The organism is Nocardioides dilutus (assembly GCF_054779555.1).
The window spans coordinates 546,694-562,209 of the sequence record NZ_BAAGYA010000001.1; the positions used below are offsets into that span (position 1 = coordinate 546,694).

Consider the following 15,516-nt stretch of genomic DNA (forward strand, 5'->3'; position numbering starts at 1 on the left):
GGGTGCGGCTCAGCCCGACTCGTCGAGGCGCCGCACGATGTCCTTGAACTCGCGGTCGAGATGGGTCGGGTCCAGCAGGATGCCGGGTGGCGTGGCGCGTTGCCGGAGCCGACTGTGGCGACGGCGGAGCCGCCCGAGGAGCCCGAGGGCGGCAGGCGAGCTGAGCCCGGTGACCGCGAAGACGAGCATGCCGTAGGCGTCGAGAAGCTCGCTCAGGCCGAGCAGCACCAGGACGCAGAGGGTCGCCGTGAGACCGATCGGAACCACCCCGGAGCGGGGGATGCCGATCTCGTCCGAGAGCCCCCACACTGTGAGGATCGCGAAGGGCGAGAGGAGCACCACCGCCAGCAGCAGTCCGAGCAGGCCGTAGGCCCGGCCGGCACCGAACACACCGACGGCGGTCACGGTCCCGGCCAGGAGTGGCCACAGGCGCCGCGTCCACACGCCTGTCGACACGGGGTGCGCGCCGCGGTCGTGGGCGCCGCCGGTCCGGGGCCTCATGACACGAGGCTGCGCTTCGGGGGTCGCTCTCGGCAGGGCCGTTGCGCCGGGAGTGCAGTGACCAAGGTCCCGACCACTCGCCCGGATCGCGGCCGGGTGGCTCAGAAGTCGTAGAGGCCGCAGGTCCGCCGCTTGAAGAGCCTCCACGTCTGCTCGTCCATGACGCCGGTGACGGGCATCGCCGTGGTCGACTGGATCGCGCGGACCCGGGTTTCCGTGCGCTGGTCGTAGACCCCCGTGACCTGTTCCTTCGTCAGATCCTCCCGGTCGACCAGCATCTGCTGCAGGCTGCGGATCCACACGGCGTCCTCGTCGGACGCCGTCATGCCGGGGCGGAGCACCGGCGCGGCCGAGGCGTCCAGCACGCACACGCACTTGACCGAGATCTCGTTGCCGTCGCGCAGCGCGGTGACGAAGTCGCCACGGTGCTCCGGTGTCATCCGCAGCAGGCATGGCTCGTCGAGGTCCGAGTAGGGCCCGGACACCACGGCGTAGGTCGGCTTGGTCTCCAACCGCTCCGGCCCGAAGTTGGTGTCGCAGGACTCGGCGGTCTCGAGATAGCTGAGACCGAGGTCCTGGTTGCCGGCCATCCCCTCCCGCAGCGAGCCCGACGTGTCGCCGTAGCCCAGGACGAGCAGGCCCTCACCGGTGCACTCGTAGCCGACCAGTGGGATTCCTAGACTCAGGGGGTCGCCCACTGTCCCTGGCCCGTCGCGCTGTTCCTCGCGGTCGCCGGTCGAGGCGTCGACGGTGACCAGCGCGGTCGTGGTGCCGGCGACGACGCCGACAAGCACGGACACCAGGGGAGCCAGGACCCGCGCTCTCATCAGACCCCCAGCGCGCGCCGCGCCATGTCGGTCAGCAGCCCACGCATCCGGTCGTCGGGGATCACGCCGCTGTGCGGCGTGGAGTTGATCAAGCCGAATGCCGCGTGCGCCATCGCCCGCGCCTGGTCGAGGTGCAGCCCGCCGTGCACCTCACGGAGTCGCGCGGCCCACACGTCGACGTACGCGCGCTGCAGGGACCGCACCTGCTCGCGTGCCTCCGGGGGCAGCGACTCCCAGTCGCGGTCCTGCACGACGATCAGCGAGCGGTGCCGGAGCGCGAAGTCGACGTGCCAGTCGATGAGTGCGCGCACCGCGGCCGCCGGGTCGCCGGTGGATCCGGAGCGTTCCCGGCCCACCTCCAGGAGCCGCTGGCTGATCGAGACCAGCATCTCGGCGAGCACCGCGTCCTTGGAGGCGAAGTGCTTGTAGAGCGCCGGTCCGGAGATGCCGCAGGCGGCACCGAGGTCGGCCACCGAGACGCCGTGGAACCCGCGCGCCGCGAACAGGTCGGCCGCCGTGGCCAGGATCTGCTCGCGGCGCGAGGGCTCCACTGTCCGGGTGGTCACCCACCCACGTTAGCGATCACTAACCCAGCTCGGCACCGACCAGCTCCGGCGTGGGCACCCGGTCGGCCGGCGCGACGAACCGGTTGCCGGGGAGCGCGACCACCGAGAACACCGCACCCGTGAGGCAGAGCAGGCCCACGACGAGGCTCGCGGTGCCGAGCCCGGCCATGAACGCGTCCTCCATCGCCGCGGTGACACCCGCGACCTGGGCCCCGATGGCGTCGGCCACGCCGACCGACTCCTCGGCGGCGGTGAGCTGTCCGGCGGGCAACCGGCCGTCGAGGAGCTCGACCAGACGCGCGGCGTAGAGCGAGGAGAACAGCGACCCGACGACAGCGACCCCGAGGGTGCCGCCGAGCTCGCGGGTCGCGTCGTTGACCGCCGACCCGACGCCGGCCCGGGACGGCGGCAGCACCTGCATGATCGACTCGGTGGCGGGGGTGCTGATAAGCCCCAGTCCGGCGCCCATCAGCAGCATCATCGGGACGATCTCGGCGGCGTACGACGCGTCGACGGCCATCGTCGAGACCCAGACGAACGACCCGCCGAGCAGGGTCATACCGACGGTGACGACGGCCTTCACCCCGACCCGCGGCGCGAGGAAGCCGCCCAGGATCGACGCGCCCGCGATCGCCCCGGCGACCGGAAGGATGCGCGTCCCGGTGCCGAGGGCGGAGTAGTCGCGCACGAACTGGAAGAACTGCGTGATCAGGAAGATGAAGCCGAACAACGCGAAGGTGCTGATCGTCACCGCGGTCGCCGCGGCGGAGAAGCGACGGTCGCGGAACAGGGACAGGTCCAGCATCGGGTGGTCGGCGACGAGCTCGAGCCGCACGAAGACCGCCAGCAGGCCGACGGCGCCGCCGAAGCCGAGGAGGGTCTGGGCGCTGGTCCACCCGGCTTCGGGTGCCTCGATGATCGTCCAGGTCAGCAGGCCGAGCAGGGCGATCGAGGCCACCAGTCCGCGCTTGTCGAGCGGCGGCACGCCTGGGTCGCGCGACTCGGGGACGAAGGCGATGGCCAGCGCGATGGCGACCGCCGCCACCGGGACCATGGCCCAGAAGACGCTCTGCCACGAGAAGTGCTCGAGCAGCCATCCTCCGGCGACCGGCCCGGTGGCCACACCGACACCGGTGGCGGCACCCCAGATGCCCAGGGCGGCGGCCCGCTCGCGGCGCTCCGTGAACGCGTTGGCGATGACCGACAACGTGGTGGGGAAGATGACCGCGGCGCAGAGGCCCGCGGCGAACCGGGTGGCGACCAGGGCACCGGCCGAGTCGACCAGGGCGGCCGCGGTGCTCGCCAGGCCGAAGCCCAGCAGTCCCAGCACCAGCGCCGGCCGGCGACCGAACCGGTCGGACAGGCTGCCGGCGGCGAGCACCAGGGCGGCGAACGAGAGGTTGTAGCCGTCGACAATCCACAGCAGCTCTCGGGTGCCGGCGCCGAGCTCGGTCGACAACGTCGGCAGCGCGATGTTGACGATCGTCGTGTTGAGGTTGATGACCAGCACGGCGACGCAGACGGTCGCGAGGAGCGCGGGCTTCGAACGCAGGGAGGGCATGAGGTCGACTCCAATGTGGGCGGTGTCAACATAGGGTGTCGCAGGATGTGGGCACTGTCAACACCGGGCTAGGCTGACCTGGTGCCCACCGCGTCCTACCACCACGGCAACCTGCGGGCCGCGCTGGTGGAGACCGGGCTGACCATGGCCCGCGAGTCCGGACCGGAGGGCGTGGCGCTGCGCGAAGTGGCCCGTCGCGTGGGCGTCTCGCACAACGCCGCCTACCGGCACTTCGCCGACCGGGAGGACCTCCTCGCCGAGATCGCCCACCGGGGCATGGACCTGCTCACGCAGGCGATGGAGGCCCGCCTGGCCAACGTGCCCGGCGACCTGCACCCGGTGGCCCGGGCGCAGGCGCGGTTGCGCGAGGTGGGCCGCGCCTACGTCGAGTTCGCGTTGGCGGAGCCCGGACTGTTCCGGACCGCGTTCTCCAGCCTCGCGCACGGTCACCGCGAGGAGGCCGAGGGCAGCGACGCCAGCGACGGGGGGGACGGCGACGGGGGCCCCTACGCGCTGCTCAACTCGGTCCTCGACGAGCTGGTCGACGTGGGCTACCTGGCGGCCGACCGACGACCCGGGGCCGACGTCGTGTGCTGGGCCGGGGTCCACGGGTTCGCCGTGCTCCACCTCGACGGACCGCTGACCCAGGCGCCGGCCGCCGACCGGGAGGCGGCGCTGGCCCGGTTCTTCGACATCACAGAGCTTGGACTCGGGCCCAAGTGACCCCTGCGTAACCCCAGGCGAGGTAGTGGCGTTGGTCACGCACCTGGGAGTTCTCGAAGGGACCGGCCATGCGCCACCTCGCACACCTTTCCGCGTCGATCGCGGTTCTGCTCTCCGCCCCGCTGCTCGGCCTCACTCTGCTCGTGACGCCCGCGCTCGTCGCGCCTGTGCTCGCGGCCCCCGCGTCCGCCGCCGGCGACACGCCGGTCCCCGGCACGTTCGCGGGCGGCACCCTGACCAAGACGGGCTGGTGGGCGCGCAGCAACGAGCAGCCCCCCGAGACCGGGCTGCTCGCGCCGCCCTCGGTTCCCGCAGTCGCCGCCCCGGCGGGCACCCTGCCAGTCTCGGCGATCGCGGGGGAGGCCGAGCGGATCACGGCCCTGGAGTTCGCGCTGGAGGGCGACGAGGGCGACGAGGTCGGCAGCGTCGTGCTGGCCCTCAAGGAGGCAGCCGACCCCGCGGCCAACCCCAACTCGGCGTCCGGCACCGTGACCGCCTGCCCGATGACCGAGGCGTTCTGGGTGCCCGTCGACAACGGGCCCTGGGCCACCCGGCCGACCTATGACTGCGCGGCGGGTGCCGTCGCCGGGACCCGCGACGACAAGGGCGTCTGGACCTTCGACCTCACCCCGTTGGCGAGCCAGTGGCTGGCCACGGACCGGGAGTTCGCGCCCGCGGTCGTGCTGGTGAGCACGCCCCCGACCGAGCCGACCGCCACCGACCCACCCGAGCCGGCCTCGAGCACCTTCCAGGTCGCCTACGACAAGGCGGCCGGCGTCGGGCTCGTCGCCAGGACCCTGGCCCAGGCCGAGGACGAGGACCCCGCCGAGCCGGAGCCCACACCGGAGCCGGAGGCCGAGCCGCCGGGTGGCGTGGGCGGCGGTGCCACCGGCGGGCTCGGCGGTGTCGGCGACGCGATCCTCGAGGCGCTCCCGGAAGCGCTCCCGGTCGAGACGGCGCCCCCGGCCGCGATCGAGGCGTCGCCGCCCGAGACCACGACCTCCGCACTCGCGCCGGTCGCCGCGCCGGTCCTCGCCTGGCATGACGAGATCGGGGCCAAGGCGTTGCTCGCGGTGCCGGCCCTGCTGCTCGCCTACCTCGTGATGCTCGCGATGGGTCCGGCCGGCCAGCCCGCCGTCGGCGGCGGTCGTCGGGGCGTCAGCCGCGCTCTCGACCGGATGAGGACGGCCGGCGTGGGCAGTCTCGGCGGAAGGAGCCTCCAGTGACGATCGCACTCCTCGCCGAACGACACACCCAGCGTCGGCGCGTCGGCGCGGTCGCTGCGGCTCTCACCTTGAGCCTGAGCCTGGCCGCCTGTGGTCAGAAGGCCGGTGTCGAGACCGCCGCCCCGGCCTACGTGCCTGCGGGCGCCGCGGCCGGCACGGTCGTGGACCCCGCCACCGGACAGGTGGTGGCAGTCGACGCGTCCGGCGCACCCGTGCCCGGCGCGCCCCTCGATGACGGTGGGACCCTCGCGGACTCGGGCAGCTCGGCCCCCGGCAGCGGCAGCGGTGGTGGCGGTGGCAACGGCTCCGGGGGCGGTGGCGGTGGCAACGGCTCCGGTGGGAACGGCGGTGGCGGCAACTCTGGTGGCAGCGAGAGCGGTGCCGGTGACACGACCGGGGTCACCGCCGACACCATCAAGATCGGCGTCCACGCGCCGGTCACCGGTGCCGCGGCCATCCCGCAGAGCTCGTTCGAGCGGGCGGTCGGGGTCTACTTCGACGCGGTCAACCGCAAGGGCGGGATCTTCGGCCGCAAGGTCGAGGTGATCTTCGAGGACGACCAGTTCCGGCCGGACGTGGCGCGCACCAAGTGCAAGGAGCTCGCCGAGCAGGAGGAGGTCTTCCTTCTCATCGGTGGGGCCGGGGCCGACCAGATCGACGCCTGTGCGCGCTACGCCGCGGAGGCCGGAGTGCCCTACCTGTCCGCCGGTGTCCACGAGAGCCGGCCGGGCCAGACCCCGCTGGGCGACCTTTCGACCTACTTCGCCCTCTCCCTGACCTACGACCAGCAGGTCCCGATGCTGGCGCGGCTCTACAAGTCGCTCCACAGCGGCGACAAGGTCGTGGTGATCACCGCCGACAACGACTCGCTGAACGGCTACCACGACAAGGCCGTGGCCGCGCTGCAGAGCGCTGCCGGTGGGTCCTTCGCCTACGCCGAGCGGATCCCCAAGAACACCCAGTCGGAGGCGCTGTCCATCGCCACCAAGATCTGCAACAGCGGTGCCGAGGCGGTGATCTGGAACGCCAGCCCGAGCACTCTGCTCAACGTCTCGAAGTCCATGGTGTGCCGGCCACAGTTCATCGGCCCCGGTCTCACCAACGGGCTCAACATCGTCGCCAACGTCGGCTGCCCCAACATCGACGGCGCGGTGTTCTACTCGCCGTTCCCCGGCATGGACGTGATGCGCAAGAACGGCCAGTTCGTTGCCGACTACCAAGCCAGCAACGGCGGCGCCGCGCCGGACGACATCGGCGCCGCGATCTACGGGGTCGAGCGGGTCGTCGCAGGGATGCTTGCCGCCACGGGGGAGAACCTCACCCGCGAGGGGTTCATGGCGACGGTCGCCAAGGTCAAGAAGTTCGACGGCGGCGGGGTCTACCCGCCGACCAACTTCACCAGCAGGTTCGGGGGCACCGCGATGCACCTGCTCCAGGCCGACTGTGGCAGCCGGGAGTACACGACGGTCCGCACCAACGAGGCGCCGTAGGGCCCGGGGACGGTCACGATGGACGGTTTCCTCCAGGAGCTCGCGATCGCGATGACCTCCGGCGTGCTGCGCGGCAGCGTCTATGCATTGGTCGCGCTCGGCATCGTGCTCGTCTACCGCGCCTCGGGCGTCTTCAACTTCGCCCAGGCCGAGTTCGGCACGACGGGGCTGTTCGCCGCCTACGCCGCGCTGACGCTGTGGGGCTGGAGCTACTGGCAGGCCTTCCTCTTCGGCATGGGGGTGGCCGTGGCGATGGGCCTGCTGACCGAGCGCCTGGTCATCCATCCGCTGCGCAACGCGTCCAGGGTGACCCTCCTGGTCGGCACCGCGGGCGTCGCCCTCGCCGCCATCGGTCTCCAGTTCTGGCTCTTCAACGAGACGCTGATCATGACCATGCCCAAGATCAGCGAGCGCTACTTCGTCACGCCGTGGGGTGCCGCCGTCACGATGCAGGCCCTGATCGCCGCGGGGGTGCTGGTCGTCGTGGCGGTCCTGCTCGCGCTGTTCTTCCGGTCGCCGTCGGGGCTGGCGATCCAGGCCGCCGAGCAGGAGCCGGTCGCGGCCGAGCTGATCGGCGTCAGCGTGCGCCGGGTCTCGATGCTCACCTGGGGCATCGCCGCGGCACTCGGCGGACTGGCCGGCATCCTCACCGGCCCGATCCTGACCTTCACCGCGGGCTTCCTCAGCTTCGGCGCGTTCGCCGCGCTGCTGCCCGGGTTCATGGCGGCGGTGCTGGCCGGGATGCGCAGCATGCCCGGCGCGGTCGCTGGCGGCCTGCTGGTCGGCTGCGTGGAGCAGCTCGGCTCGCTCAGCCTGATGAGCGAGCGGATCCCCGGCACCGGAGCCGCCGTGCTCTTCGTGTTCCTGCTGGTGGTGCTCCTGGTCAAGCCCACGGGTGTCTTCGTAGGCCGGGCGGTGACGGCATGACCGCCCTGGATGCCCGCCCCGAGACGTCAGGCCCAGGAGGCGGCGCGGAGGAGACCCAGGAGCTCGAGGTCGTCCTCGCGGAGCGCGAGGCCCGGGACGAGGGCGAGACGTTCCGGCCGAGCCGCGCCGGCTGGTGCGCCCGTGGCTTCGTGTGGGGGCTGTTGGCGTGGTTCGTGCTCGCCGTCCCGGCCAACTGGCTCTCGCCGTTCGACCTCGGCGTCGCCGATGTCGGCGCCGCGACCGAGGCGGTCATCTTCGGCATCGTCGGCCTCTCCCTCAACGTGCTCCTCGGCTACGCCGGCCAGATCTCGCTCGGGCACCAGGCCTTCGTCGGGATCGGCGCGTTCACCTCGGCGTACGTCGTGGTCGACCTCCAGCTGAGCTTCTGGATCGCGCTGCTGATCGCCTCCGGTGTCGGTGCCCTGCAGGCCGGGCTGCTCGGCGCCGTGTCGCTGCGGCTCACCGGTCTCTACTTCGCGCTCGTGACGCTGGCCTACGGCGCGTTCACCGAGCAGACCCTGCTCGGCCTCACCGAGCTCACGGGCGGTGAGGGCGGCAAGGCGGCGCCGCGGCCCGCCGGCTTCGAGTCGGAAGTCCGCTACTACCTGCTGTGCCTCGGCTTCCTCGCGCTGGTGCTGTTCATCGACTGGCGGCTCACCAGCAGCAAGGCCGGCCGGGCGCTGGCCGCGCTGCGCGAGAACCCCCGGGTCGCCTCGTCCTACGGCATCAACGTCAAGGCCTACATCCTGCTCGCCTTCGTGACCTCGGGGATGATCGCCGGCCTGGCGGGCGCCCTGCTCGCTCACCACGACGAGGTCATCGTCGGCAGCAAGTTCGGGTTCCAGCTCGCGCTGCTGTTCGTGTTGATGACCGTGGTCGGCGGCCTTCGCTCGCGCTCGGGCGTCGTGATCGGTGCGGCGTTCTTCGCGCTCCTCGGCACCGGCAAGCTGCTCGAGATGGTCGACAAGCCCCTCGGCGTCGTCGACTTCAGCCTCACGACCTTCATCGAGGGCACCATCGGCCTCCCTCAGGAGTTCGTCGCGCTGGTCGTCGGTCCCCTCCTGCTGCTCGTCACCATCACCCTCTACCCCGGCGGCATCGGGCAGCAGGTGGCGCCGGTGCGGCAGTGGCTGCTCGGCGGTCGCTTCGACCGGCACGCCGGCCAGGTCGAGGAGGTGACGGTCGCCGATGTCCGTGCTTGAGGTCCAGGACCTGTCCATCCACTTCGGTGGCATCAAGGCGCTCCAGCACGTCGACCTGCGGGCGGGCGAGTGGGAGATCGTCGGCATCATCGGCCCCAACGGGGCCGGCAAGACCACGCTGTTCAACTGCATCACCGGGTTCTACGCGCCGACCGCCGGCCGGGTGCTCTACCGCGGCCGGGACATCAGCCGGCTGCCGGTCCACAAGCGCACCGCGCTCGGCATCGGCCGGACGTTCCAGAACGTCGGCCTGGTCAAGAACGCCACCGTGCTCGACAACCTGCGCACCGCCCAGCACCTGCAGGTGGGCTACGAACCGGTCGCCGGGATGCTCGGCCTGCCCGCGACGTACGCCGAGGAGCGTCGCCTCTCCCACCGCGGCGGGCAGATCCTCGAGCTCCTCGACCTCGCCGACGTGGCGACCGCCCGGGTCGCCGACCTCCCCTACGGGCTGCTCAAGCGGGTCGAGATCGCCGCCGTGCTGGCCACCGACCCGGACCTGCTGCTCCTCGACGAGCCCGGCTCGGGCATGGGTCCCGAGGAAGCCGAGCGTCTCGGCGACCTGCTGCTGCAGGTGCGCCGGGAGTTCGCGCTGACCATCGTGATGATCGACCATCACGTGCCGCTGGTGACCCGGGTCTCCGACTACGTCTACTGCCTCAACTTCGGCGAGGTGCTCGCCGAGGGCGCGCCGGACGTCGTGCGCCGGCACCCCGAGGTTGTCCGTGCCTACCTCGGCGAGGACGCCGAGCCGCCTGCCGGCCCGGTTGTGGGGGCCGACGCCGAGCTGACCCAGGAGGTGCCGGTCTGATGGCGCTGCTCGAGGTGCACGACCTGGTCGTCGGCTACGGGCGGTTCCCGGTGCTGCACGGCATCGACTTCGTGGTGGAGGAGGGCGAGGTCTGCGTGCTGCTCGGCCTCAACGGCGCCGGCAAGACCACGACCGTGTCGACCATCGCCGGTCTGCTCAGGCCGACATCGGGACGGGTCGTCTTCGACGGCCGCTCGCTCGGCCGCCGATCGCCGTCGGCGCGGGTCAAGGCCGGCATCGCGCTCTGCCCCGAGGGGCGCCGCGTCTTCCCGCGGCTGACCGTGGAGCAGAATCTCCGGCTCGGCTCGTGGGTGCAGCGCCGCCGGCCCCGGACCGTACGCCGGCAGATGGAGCTGGTCCTCGACTACTTCCCCCGCCTCGACGAGCGCGCGGACCAGGTGGCCGGCACCCTGTCGGGTGGCGAGCAGCAGATGCTCGCGATCGGCCGGGCCCTCATGTCGAGCCCCCGGCTGCTGATGATCGACGAGGCCTCCATGGGCCTCAGCCCGACCCTGGCCCGGACCGTGTGGGACGCGACCTCCCGGATCGCCCGGGACGGCACGACCGTGCTGATGGTCGAGCAGAACGCCGGTGCCCTGCCGCTCGCGGACCGGGCCCTGCTGATGGAGAAGGGGACGCTGGCCCACCAGGTGGTCGGCGACGAGATCCGCGACGTCAACCTTCGTGATGCCTACCTCGGAGCGTGAGGAACCATGACCACACCCAACGACCAGACCACCCGGCAGCTGACCGTCGGCGCCTCACCGTTCGGACGCCTCGGCGGCCAGCTCGGGGTGCTGCTGTGCCTGATCGGTTTCGCCGCGATCTTCCTGGGCTGGAACGGCGCGGCCGGCAAGAACACGATCATGGCCCAGTTCCCGTTCCTCATCTCCGGCGGCCTCGTCGGTCTCGCCATCGTCGTGATCGGTGCGGCGATGCTGATCGTGCAGAACGCGCGTGAGGACCGGGCCCGGCTGGAGGCGGTGCTGGAGCGGATCGCCGCGGCCAACGAGGCCGCCGGCGGGGCTTCGGCCCCGCGCTCGGGCTACGCGCCGATGGGTGGAGGCGGCGCGATGGTGCTGGCCGGCGGGAGCTCCTACCACCGGCTCGACTGCACGCTCACCGAGGCCCGCGACGAGGCCTACGTCGTCGGCCTCGAGGATGCGTTCTCGCGGCAGATGGAGCCGTGCCGGGTGTGCAAGCCGCCAGCGCTGGCGCCGCGGGCCTTCGCCTGACCGGGTCGGCGGTCGCGCCTGGGTGGCGAGCCAGGTTAACGATCGCTAACCTGGGGCGGTGACCACCAGCTCGCTGCGCGACCTCACCGACGACCTGCGCGAGCGGCTCGCCGTGGTCCGCCGCGGGGGCAGCGACGCCGCCCGCGAGAAGCACACCGCCCGCGGCAAGCTGCTGGTGCGCGACCGGGTCGACCGGCTGCTCGACCCGGGCAGCCCGTTCCTCGAGCTCAGCCCGCTGGCGGCGTACGAGATGTACGGCGCCCCGGGATCCAACGCGGTCCCCGCCGCCGGGATCGTCACGGGCATCGGCCGGATCAGCGGCCGCGAGTGCGTGGTCGTCGCCAACGACGCCACGGTCAAGGGCGGCACCTACTACCCGGTCACCGTCAAGAAGCACCTGCGCGCGCAGACGGTCGCAGCCGACAACCGGCTGCCCTGTGTCTACCTCGTCGACTCCGGCGGCGCGTTCCTGCCGATGCAGGACGAGGTCTTCCCCGACCGCGAGCACTTCGGCCGGATCTTCTTCAACCAGGCCAACCTCTCGGCGCAGCGGATCCCGCAGATCGCCTCGGTCATGGGCTCGTGCACCGCCGGCGGTGCCTACGTGCCAGCGATGTCGGACGAGACGATCATCGTGCGCAACCAGGGGACGATCTTCCTCGGCGGCCCGCCGCTGGTGAAGGCCGCGACCGGCGAGATCGTCACCGCCGAGGAGCTGGGCGGCGGCGACGTGCACGCCCGCACCTCGGGGGTCGTCGACCATCTCGCCGAGGACGACGCGCACGCGCTCGACATCATCCGCTCCATCGTCGGCACGCTGCGCGAGGAGCCGCCCAGCCTGACGGCGTACGACGTGGAGGAGCCGGTCGAGGACCCGGACGGCCTCTACGACGTCGTGCCCACCGACACCCGGACGCCCTATGACGTGCGCGAGGTCATCCGCCGCATCGTCGACGGCAGCCGCTTCCACGAGTTCAAGCAGCTCTACGCCGAGACGCTGGTGTGCGGGTTCGCCCGGGTCTGGGGCTACGAGGTAGGCATCGTCGCCAACAACGGGATCCTGTTCAGCGAGTCGGCGCTCAAGGGCGCGCACTTCATCGAGCTGTGCAACCAGCGCGGCATCCCGCTGGTGTTCCTGCAGAACATCAGCGGCTTCATGGTCGGCCGGGAGTACGAGAACAAGGGCATCGCCCGCGACGGCGCCAAGCTCGTCACCGCGGTCGCGTGCTCGGTGGTGCCGAAGTTCACCGTCGTCATCGGCGGCTCGTTCGGTGCCGGCAACTACGGGATGTGCGGCCGGGCCTACGACCCGCGCTTCCTCTGGATGTGGCCCAACGCGCGGATCTCGGTGATGGGCGGCGAGCAGGCCGCGTCGGTGCTGGCGGAGGTGCGGCGGCCCGACGAGGCAGTGTCCGAGGAGGACTTCAAGGCGGCGATCCGGGACCAGTACGAGACGCAGGGCTCGCCCTACTACTCCACCGCCCGGCTCTGGGACGACGGCGTGATCGACCCGGTCGACACCCGCCGGGTGCTCGGCATGGGCCTGGCCGCGGCCGCGCACGCGCCGATCGCCGAGCCCTCCTACGGCATCTGGCGGATGTGATGGGCATGGATCCGGCGCCGTCGAGACACACGAAATGGTCGTCAGACGACCCCTCGGGCAGCCATTTGGTGGGTCTCGACGCCGCCTGGCCCGGCGGCGTCCTGATCGCCAACCGCGGCGAGATCGCGCTGCGGGTCATCCGGACGTGCCGTCGCCTGGGGCTGAGGACCGTTGCGGTCGCCACGGAGATCGACCGCGACGCGCTGCACGTCCGCGCGGCCGACGAGGTCGTCCGCGTCCCGTCCTACCTCGACGCCGACGCCGTGGTCGCCGCCGCCCTGTCGGCGGGCGCGGGGGCCGTGCACCCCGGCTACGGGTTCCTGTCGGAGAACGCCGGGTTCGCGCAGGCCGTGACCGACGCCGGCCTGGCGTGGGTCGGCCCGCCGGTCGCGGCGATGGAGGCGATGGCCCGCAAGGACGCCGCCCGCGAGATCGCCGTCGCCGCCGGCGTACCCGTCGTCCCGTCCTACTCGATGACCGACGCGCGGGTGGCCCTCAGCCAGGAGCTGCCCTACCCCGTGCTGGTCAAGGCGGCCGCCGGCGGCGGCGGCAAGGGCATGCGGATCGTCCGCTCCCAGGAGGACTACGCCGAGGCGGTCCTCTCCGCGCAGCGCGAGGCGGCCGGCGCCTTCGCCGACGACACCCTGCTGCTGGAGAAGTACGTCGAGCACGGCCGGCACATCGAGGTGCAGGTCATGGCCGACACGCACGGCACGGTGCTGCACCTGTGGGAGCGGGACTGCTCGACCCAGCGCCGGCACCAGAAGGTCCTGGAGGAGGCGCCGGCCCCGACGATCAGCGCCGCGACCCGCGAGCTGGTCACGTCGTCGGCCGTCGCGCTGGCCCGCGCGGTCGGCTACACCGGGGCCGGGACGGTCGAGTTCCTGCTCGACGCCGACACCGACGAGGCCTACTTCCTGGAGATGAACACCCGGCTCCAGGTCGAGCACCCGGTGACCGAGCTGGTGACCGGGCTGGACCTCGTCGAGCTGCAGCTGCAGGTCGCGGCGGGCGAGCCCCTCCCGGTCGGCCAGGACGACGTCACCGTCACCGGCCACGCGATCGAGGCGCGGGTCTACGCCGAGGACTCGTTCGGCGGGTTCCTGCCCCAGGCCGGACGGGCGACGGAGGTGCACTGGCCGGCCACCTCGAGCACCGTGCGGGTCGACCACGCGCTGGAGTCCGGACAGGTGGTCTCGACGGCCTACGACCCGATGCTCGGCAAGGTGATCGCCCACGGGCCGGACCGCGAGGCCGCGCGCCAGGCGCTGGTGCAGGCCCTCGACGACACCGCGATCCTCGGGCTCACCACCAACGCGGGCTTCCTGCGGGCGCTGGTCGCGAGCGAGGAGTTCCGCGACGCCACGATCGACACCGCCTGGCTCGACCGGCACGACCTCCCCGCTCCCGACCCCGGCCCGGCGCGCGACCTGGCGGCCTGGGCCGTCTTCCGTCGCGAGCGGGAGCCGGCCGGCCCGTTCCGCTCCGACGGCTTCCGGATCGCGTCGGCCGCGGCGCCGGTCGTGATCGAGCTCGACCAGCCGGTGACCCTGGGCGTCCCGCCGGAGCGGGATCCGGTGGCCGTCGTCCGCCACGACCGGGTCGAGGTCGCGCAGCACGGCCAGCGGTTCGCGTTCGACAGACCCGACTTCATGGTCCAGCACACCGCGGTCGCCGGCGACGGGACGCTGCTCTCGCCGATGCCGGGCACGGTGCTCGACGTCCGGGTCGCCGAGGGCGACACCGTCGAGGAGGGTCAGGTGCTCGGGGTGGTCGAGGCGATGAAGATGGAGCTGAGCCTCAAAGCACCGTTCGCCGGCACCGTGACGACGGTCGGCGCCCAGGTCGGCGCCCAGGTGGCGCTGGGTGACACGCTGTTCCACGTGGAGCCGGACGATGCACCTTCCTGAACGCGTCACCATCTACGAGGTCGGCCCGCGCGACGGCCTGCAGAACGAGCAGACCACCGTGCCGACCGCCGACAAGGCCGAGTTCGTCCGGCGCCTGCTCGCCGCGGGCCTGCCGGTGGTCGAGGCCACGTCGTTCGTCCACCCGAAGTGGGTGCCCCAGCTCGCCGACGCCGGCGAGCTGATGACCCTGCTGATCGGCGAGCTCGGGGAGGCGGGCCGCGACTGCCCGGTGCTGGTGCCCAACGAGCGCGGGCTCGACCGGGCTCTCGAGCTCGGCGTCCGGCACATCGCGATCTTCGGCTCGGCGACCGAGACGTTCGCGCAGAAGAACCTCAACCGCAGCCTCGACGAGCAGTTCGCGATGTTCGAGCCGACGGTGCGCCGGGCCCGCGACGCCGGGCTCGACGTCCGCGCCTACGTCTCCATGTGCTTCGGCGACCCATGGGAGGGCGACGTGCCCGTCGACCAGGTCGTCTCCGTCGGCAAGCGGCTGTTCGACCTCGGCGCGAGCCAACTCAGCCTCGGCGACACCATCGGCGTGGGCACCGCCAACCAAGTGACGAGCCTGGTCGAGGCGTTCGTCGAGGCCGGGATGTCGCGCGACCAGCTCGCCCTGCACTTCCACGACACCTACGGGCAGGCGCTCGCCAACACCTACGCCGGCCTCCAGGCCGGCATCACCACCTTCGACGCCAGCGCGGGCGGCCTCGGCGGCTGCCCCTACGCCAAGAGCGCCACCGGCAACCTGGCCACCGAGGACCTCGTCTGGCTGCTCACCGGCCTGGGCATCGAGCACGGCGTCGACCTCGACGCCCTGGTCGCGACCAGCGCCTGGATGGCCGGGGTGCTCGGGCGTCCCAGCCCGTCGGCCGTGGTCCGCGCGCTGGCCAATTGATACCCCCGCGAGTTTCGGCCCGGCACCCACGACGGACGC

At 72.2% G+C, this 15,516-nt stretch carries 15 protein-coding genes; 11 read left to right on the forward strand and 4 right to left on the reverse strand.

What is annotated here, in order from left to right; genetic code table 11:
- Nucleotides 1-9: 9 nt before the first annotated feature.
- The 4 genes from ACYVC6_RS02620 to ACYVC6_RS02635 form a co-directional block, all read right to left on the reverse strand.
- Nucleotides 10-501: a hypothetical protein gene (locus ACYVC6_RS02620; protein ID WP_460710680.1), complete on the reverse strand. Its 492-nt coding sequence runs from the start codon at nt 499-501 to the stop codon at nt 10-12.
- Nucleotides 502-602: 101 nt separating this feature from the next.
- Nucleotides 603-1,301, reverse strand: coding sequence for a peptidoglycan-binding domain-containing protein (locus ACYVC6_RS02625; RefSeq protein ID WP_460710682.1), 699 nt, complete (start codon nt 1,299-1,301; stop codon nt 603-605).
- A 26-nt stretch (nt 1,302-1,327) separates the two neighbouring features.
- Nucleotides 1,328-1,894, reverse strand: coding sequence for an SACE_7040 family transcriptional regulator (locus tag ACYVC6_RS02630; protein ID WP_460710684.1), 567 nt, complete (start codon nt 1,892-1,894; stop codon nt 1,328-1,330).
- 19 nt (nt 1,895-1,913) lie between these two features.
- A complete protein-coding gene (locus tag ACYVC6_RS02635) occupies nt 1,914-3,455 on the reverse strand; it encodes a DHA2 family efflux MFS transporter permease subunit (RefSeq protein WP_460710686.1) in 1,542 nt (513 codons plus the stop codon).
- Nucleotides 3,456-3,536: 81 nt separating this feature from the next.
- Between ACYVC6_RS02635 and ACYVC6_RS02640 the strand changes: the two genes are divergently transcribed.
- The 11 genes from ACYVC6_RS02640 to ACYVC6_RS02690 all read left to right on the forward strand — a co-directional run bounded on the left by ACYVC6_RS02640 (nt 3,537) and on the right by ACYVC6_RS02690 (nt 15,477).
- Complete coding sequence (locus ACYVC6_RS02640; protein ID WP_460710688.1) at nt 3,537-4,178, forward strand: TetR/AcrR family transcriptional regulator; 642 nt, start codon at nt 3,537-3,539, stop codon at nt 4,176-4,178.
- Between the two features lie 68 nt (nt 4,179-4,246).
- Nucleotides 4,247-5,404, forward strand: a complete 1,158-nt coding sequence (locus tag ACYVC6_RS02645) for a hypothetical protein (RefSeq protein WP_460710690.1) — start codon at nt 4,247-4,249, stop codon at nt 5,402-5,404.
- On the forward strand, nt 5,401-6,894 hold the full coding sequence (locus tag ACYVC6_RS02650; protein ID WP_460710692.1) for an ABC transporter substrate-binding protein: 1,494 nt from the start codon (nt 5,401-5,403) through the stop codon (nt 6,892-6,894). Before ACYVC6_RS02645 ends, ACYVC6_RS02650 begins: the two co-directional genes overlap by 4 nt.
- Before the next feature lie 18 nt (nt 6,895-6,912).
- Entirely contained in the window at nt 6,913-7,821 is a 909-nt protein-coding gene (locus tag ACYVC6_RS02655) for a branched-chain amino acid ABC transporter permease (protein WP_460710694.1), read from the forward strand.
- The gene (locus ACYVC6_RS02660; protein ID WP_460710696.1) at nt 7,818-9,023 is read left to right on the forward strand and encodes a branched-chain amino acid ABC transporter permease; all 1,206 of its coding nucleotides are present in this window, start codon (nt 7,818-7,820) and stop codon (nt 9,021-9,023) included. Before ACYVC6_RS02655 ends, ACYVC6_RS02660 begins: the two co-directional genes overlap by 4 nt.
- Entirely contained in the window at nt 9,010-9,834 is an 825-nt protein-coding gene (locus ACYVC6_RS02665) for an ABC transporter ATP-binding protein (RefSeq protein WP_460710698.1), read from the forward strand. The genes ACYVC6_RS02660 and ACYVC6_RS02665 overlap by 14 nt, the downstream gene beginning before the upstream one ends.
- Entirely contained in the window at nt 9,834-10,541 is a 708-nt protein-coding gene (locus ACYVC6_RS02670; RefSeq protein WP_460710701.1) for an ABC transporter ATP-binding protein, read from the forward strand. The genes ACYVC6_RS02665 and ACYVC6_RS02670 overlap by 1 nt, the downstream gene beginning before the upstream one ends.
- Nucleotides 10,542-10,547: 6 nt before the next feature.
- Nucleotides 10,548-11,069: a hypothetical protein gene (locus tag ACYVC6_RS02675; protein ID WP_460710703.1), complete on the forward strand. Its 522-nt coding sequence runs from the start codon at nt 10,548-10,550 to the stop codon at nt 11,067-11,069.
- Nucleotides 11,070-11,127: 58 nt separating this feature from the next.
- A complete protein-coding gene (locus tag ACYVC6_RS02680; RefSeq protein WP_460710704.1) occupies nt 11,128-12,672 on the forward strand; it encodes a carboxyl transferase domain-containing protein in 1,545 nt (514 codons plus the stop codon).
- Nucleotides 12,673-12,740: 68 nt separating this feature from the next.
- Entirely contained in the window at nt 12,741-14,582 is a 1,842-nt protein-coding gene (locus tag ACYVC6_RS02685) for an acetyl/propionyl/methylcrotonyl-CoA carboxylase subunit alpha (RefSeq protein WP_460710705.1), read from the forward strand.
- Nucleotides 14,569-15,477: a hydroxymethylglutaryl-CoA lyase gene (locus tag ACYVC6_RS02690; protein ID WP_460710707.1), complete on the forward strand. Its 909-nt coding sequence runs from the start codon at nt 14,569-14,571 to the stop codon at nt 15,475-15,477. Before ACYVC6_RS02685 ends, ACYVC6_RS02690 begins: the two co-directional genes overlap by 14 nt.
- Nucleotides 15,478-15,516 lie beyond the last annotated feature (39 nt).

Coding starts and splice junctions, on each gene's coding strand:
- ACYVC6_RS02690 (WP_460710707.1), top strand. CDS start 14,569: ATGCACCTTCCTGAACGCGTCACCATCTACGAGGTCGGCCCGCGCGAC.
- ACYVC6_RS02670 (WP_460710701.1), top strand. CDS start 9,834: ATGGCGCTGCTCGAGGTGCACGACCTGGTCGTCGGCTACGGGCGGTTC.
- ACYVC6_RS02675 (WP_460710703.1), top strand. CDS start 10,548: ATGACCACACCCAACGACCAGACCACCCGGCAGCTGACCGTCGGCGCC.
- ACYVC6_RS02635 (WP_460710686.1), bottom strand. CDS start 3,455: ATGCCCTCCCTGCGTTCGAAGCCCGCGCTCCTCGCGACCGTCTGCGTC.
- ACYVC6_RS02645 (WP_460710690.1), top strand. CDS start 4,247: ATGCGCCACCTCGCACACCTTTCCGCGTCGATCGCGGTTCTGCTCTCC.
- ACYVC6_RS02660 (WP_460710696.1), top strand. CDS start 7,818: ATGACCGCCCTGGATGCCCGCCCCGAGACGTCAGGCCCAGGAGGCGGC.
- ACYVC6_RS02655 (WP_460710694.1), top strand. CDS start 6,913: ATGGACGGTTTCCTCCAGGAGCTCGCGATCGCGATGACCTCCGGCGTG.
- ACYVC6_RS02665 (WP_460710698.1), top strand. CDS start 9,010: ATGTCCGTGCTTGAGGTCCAGGACCTGTCCATCCACTTCGGTGGCATC.
- ACYVC6_RS02620 (WP_460710680.1), bottom strand. CDS start 501: ATGAGGCCCCGGACCGGCGGCGCCCACGACCGCGGCGCGCACCCCGTG.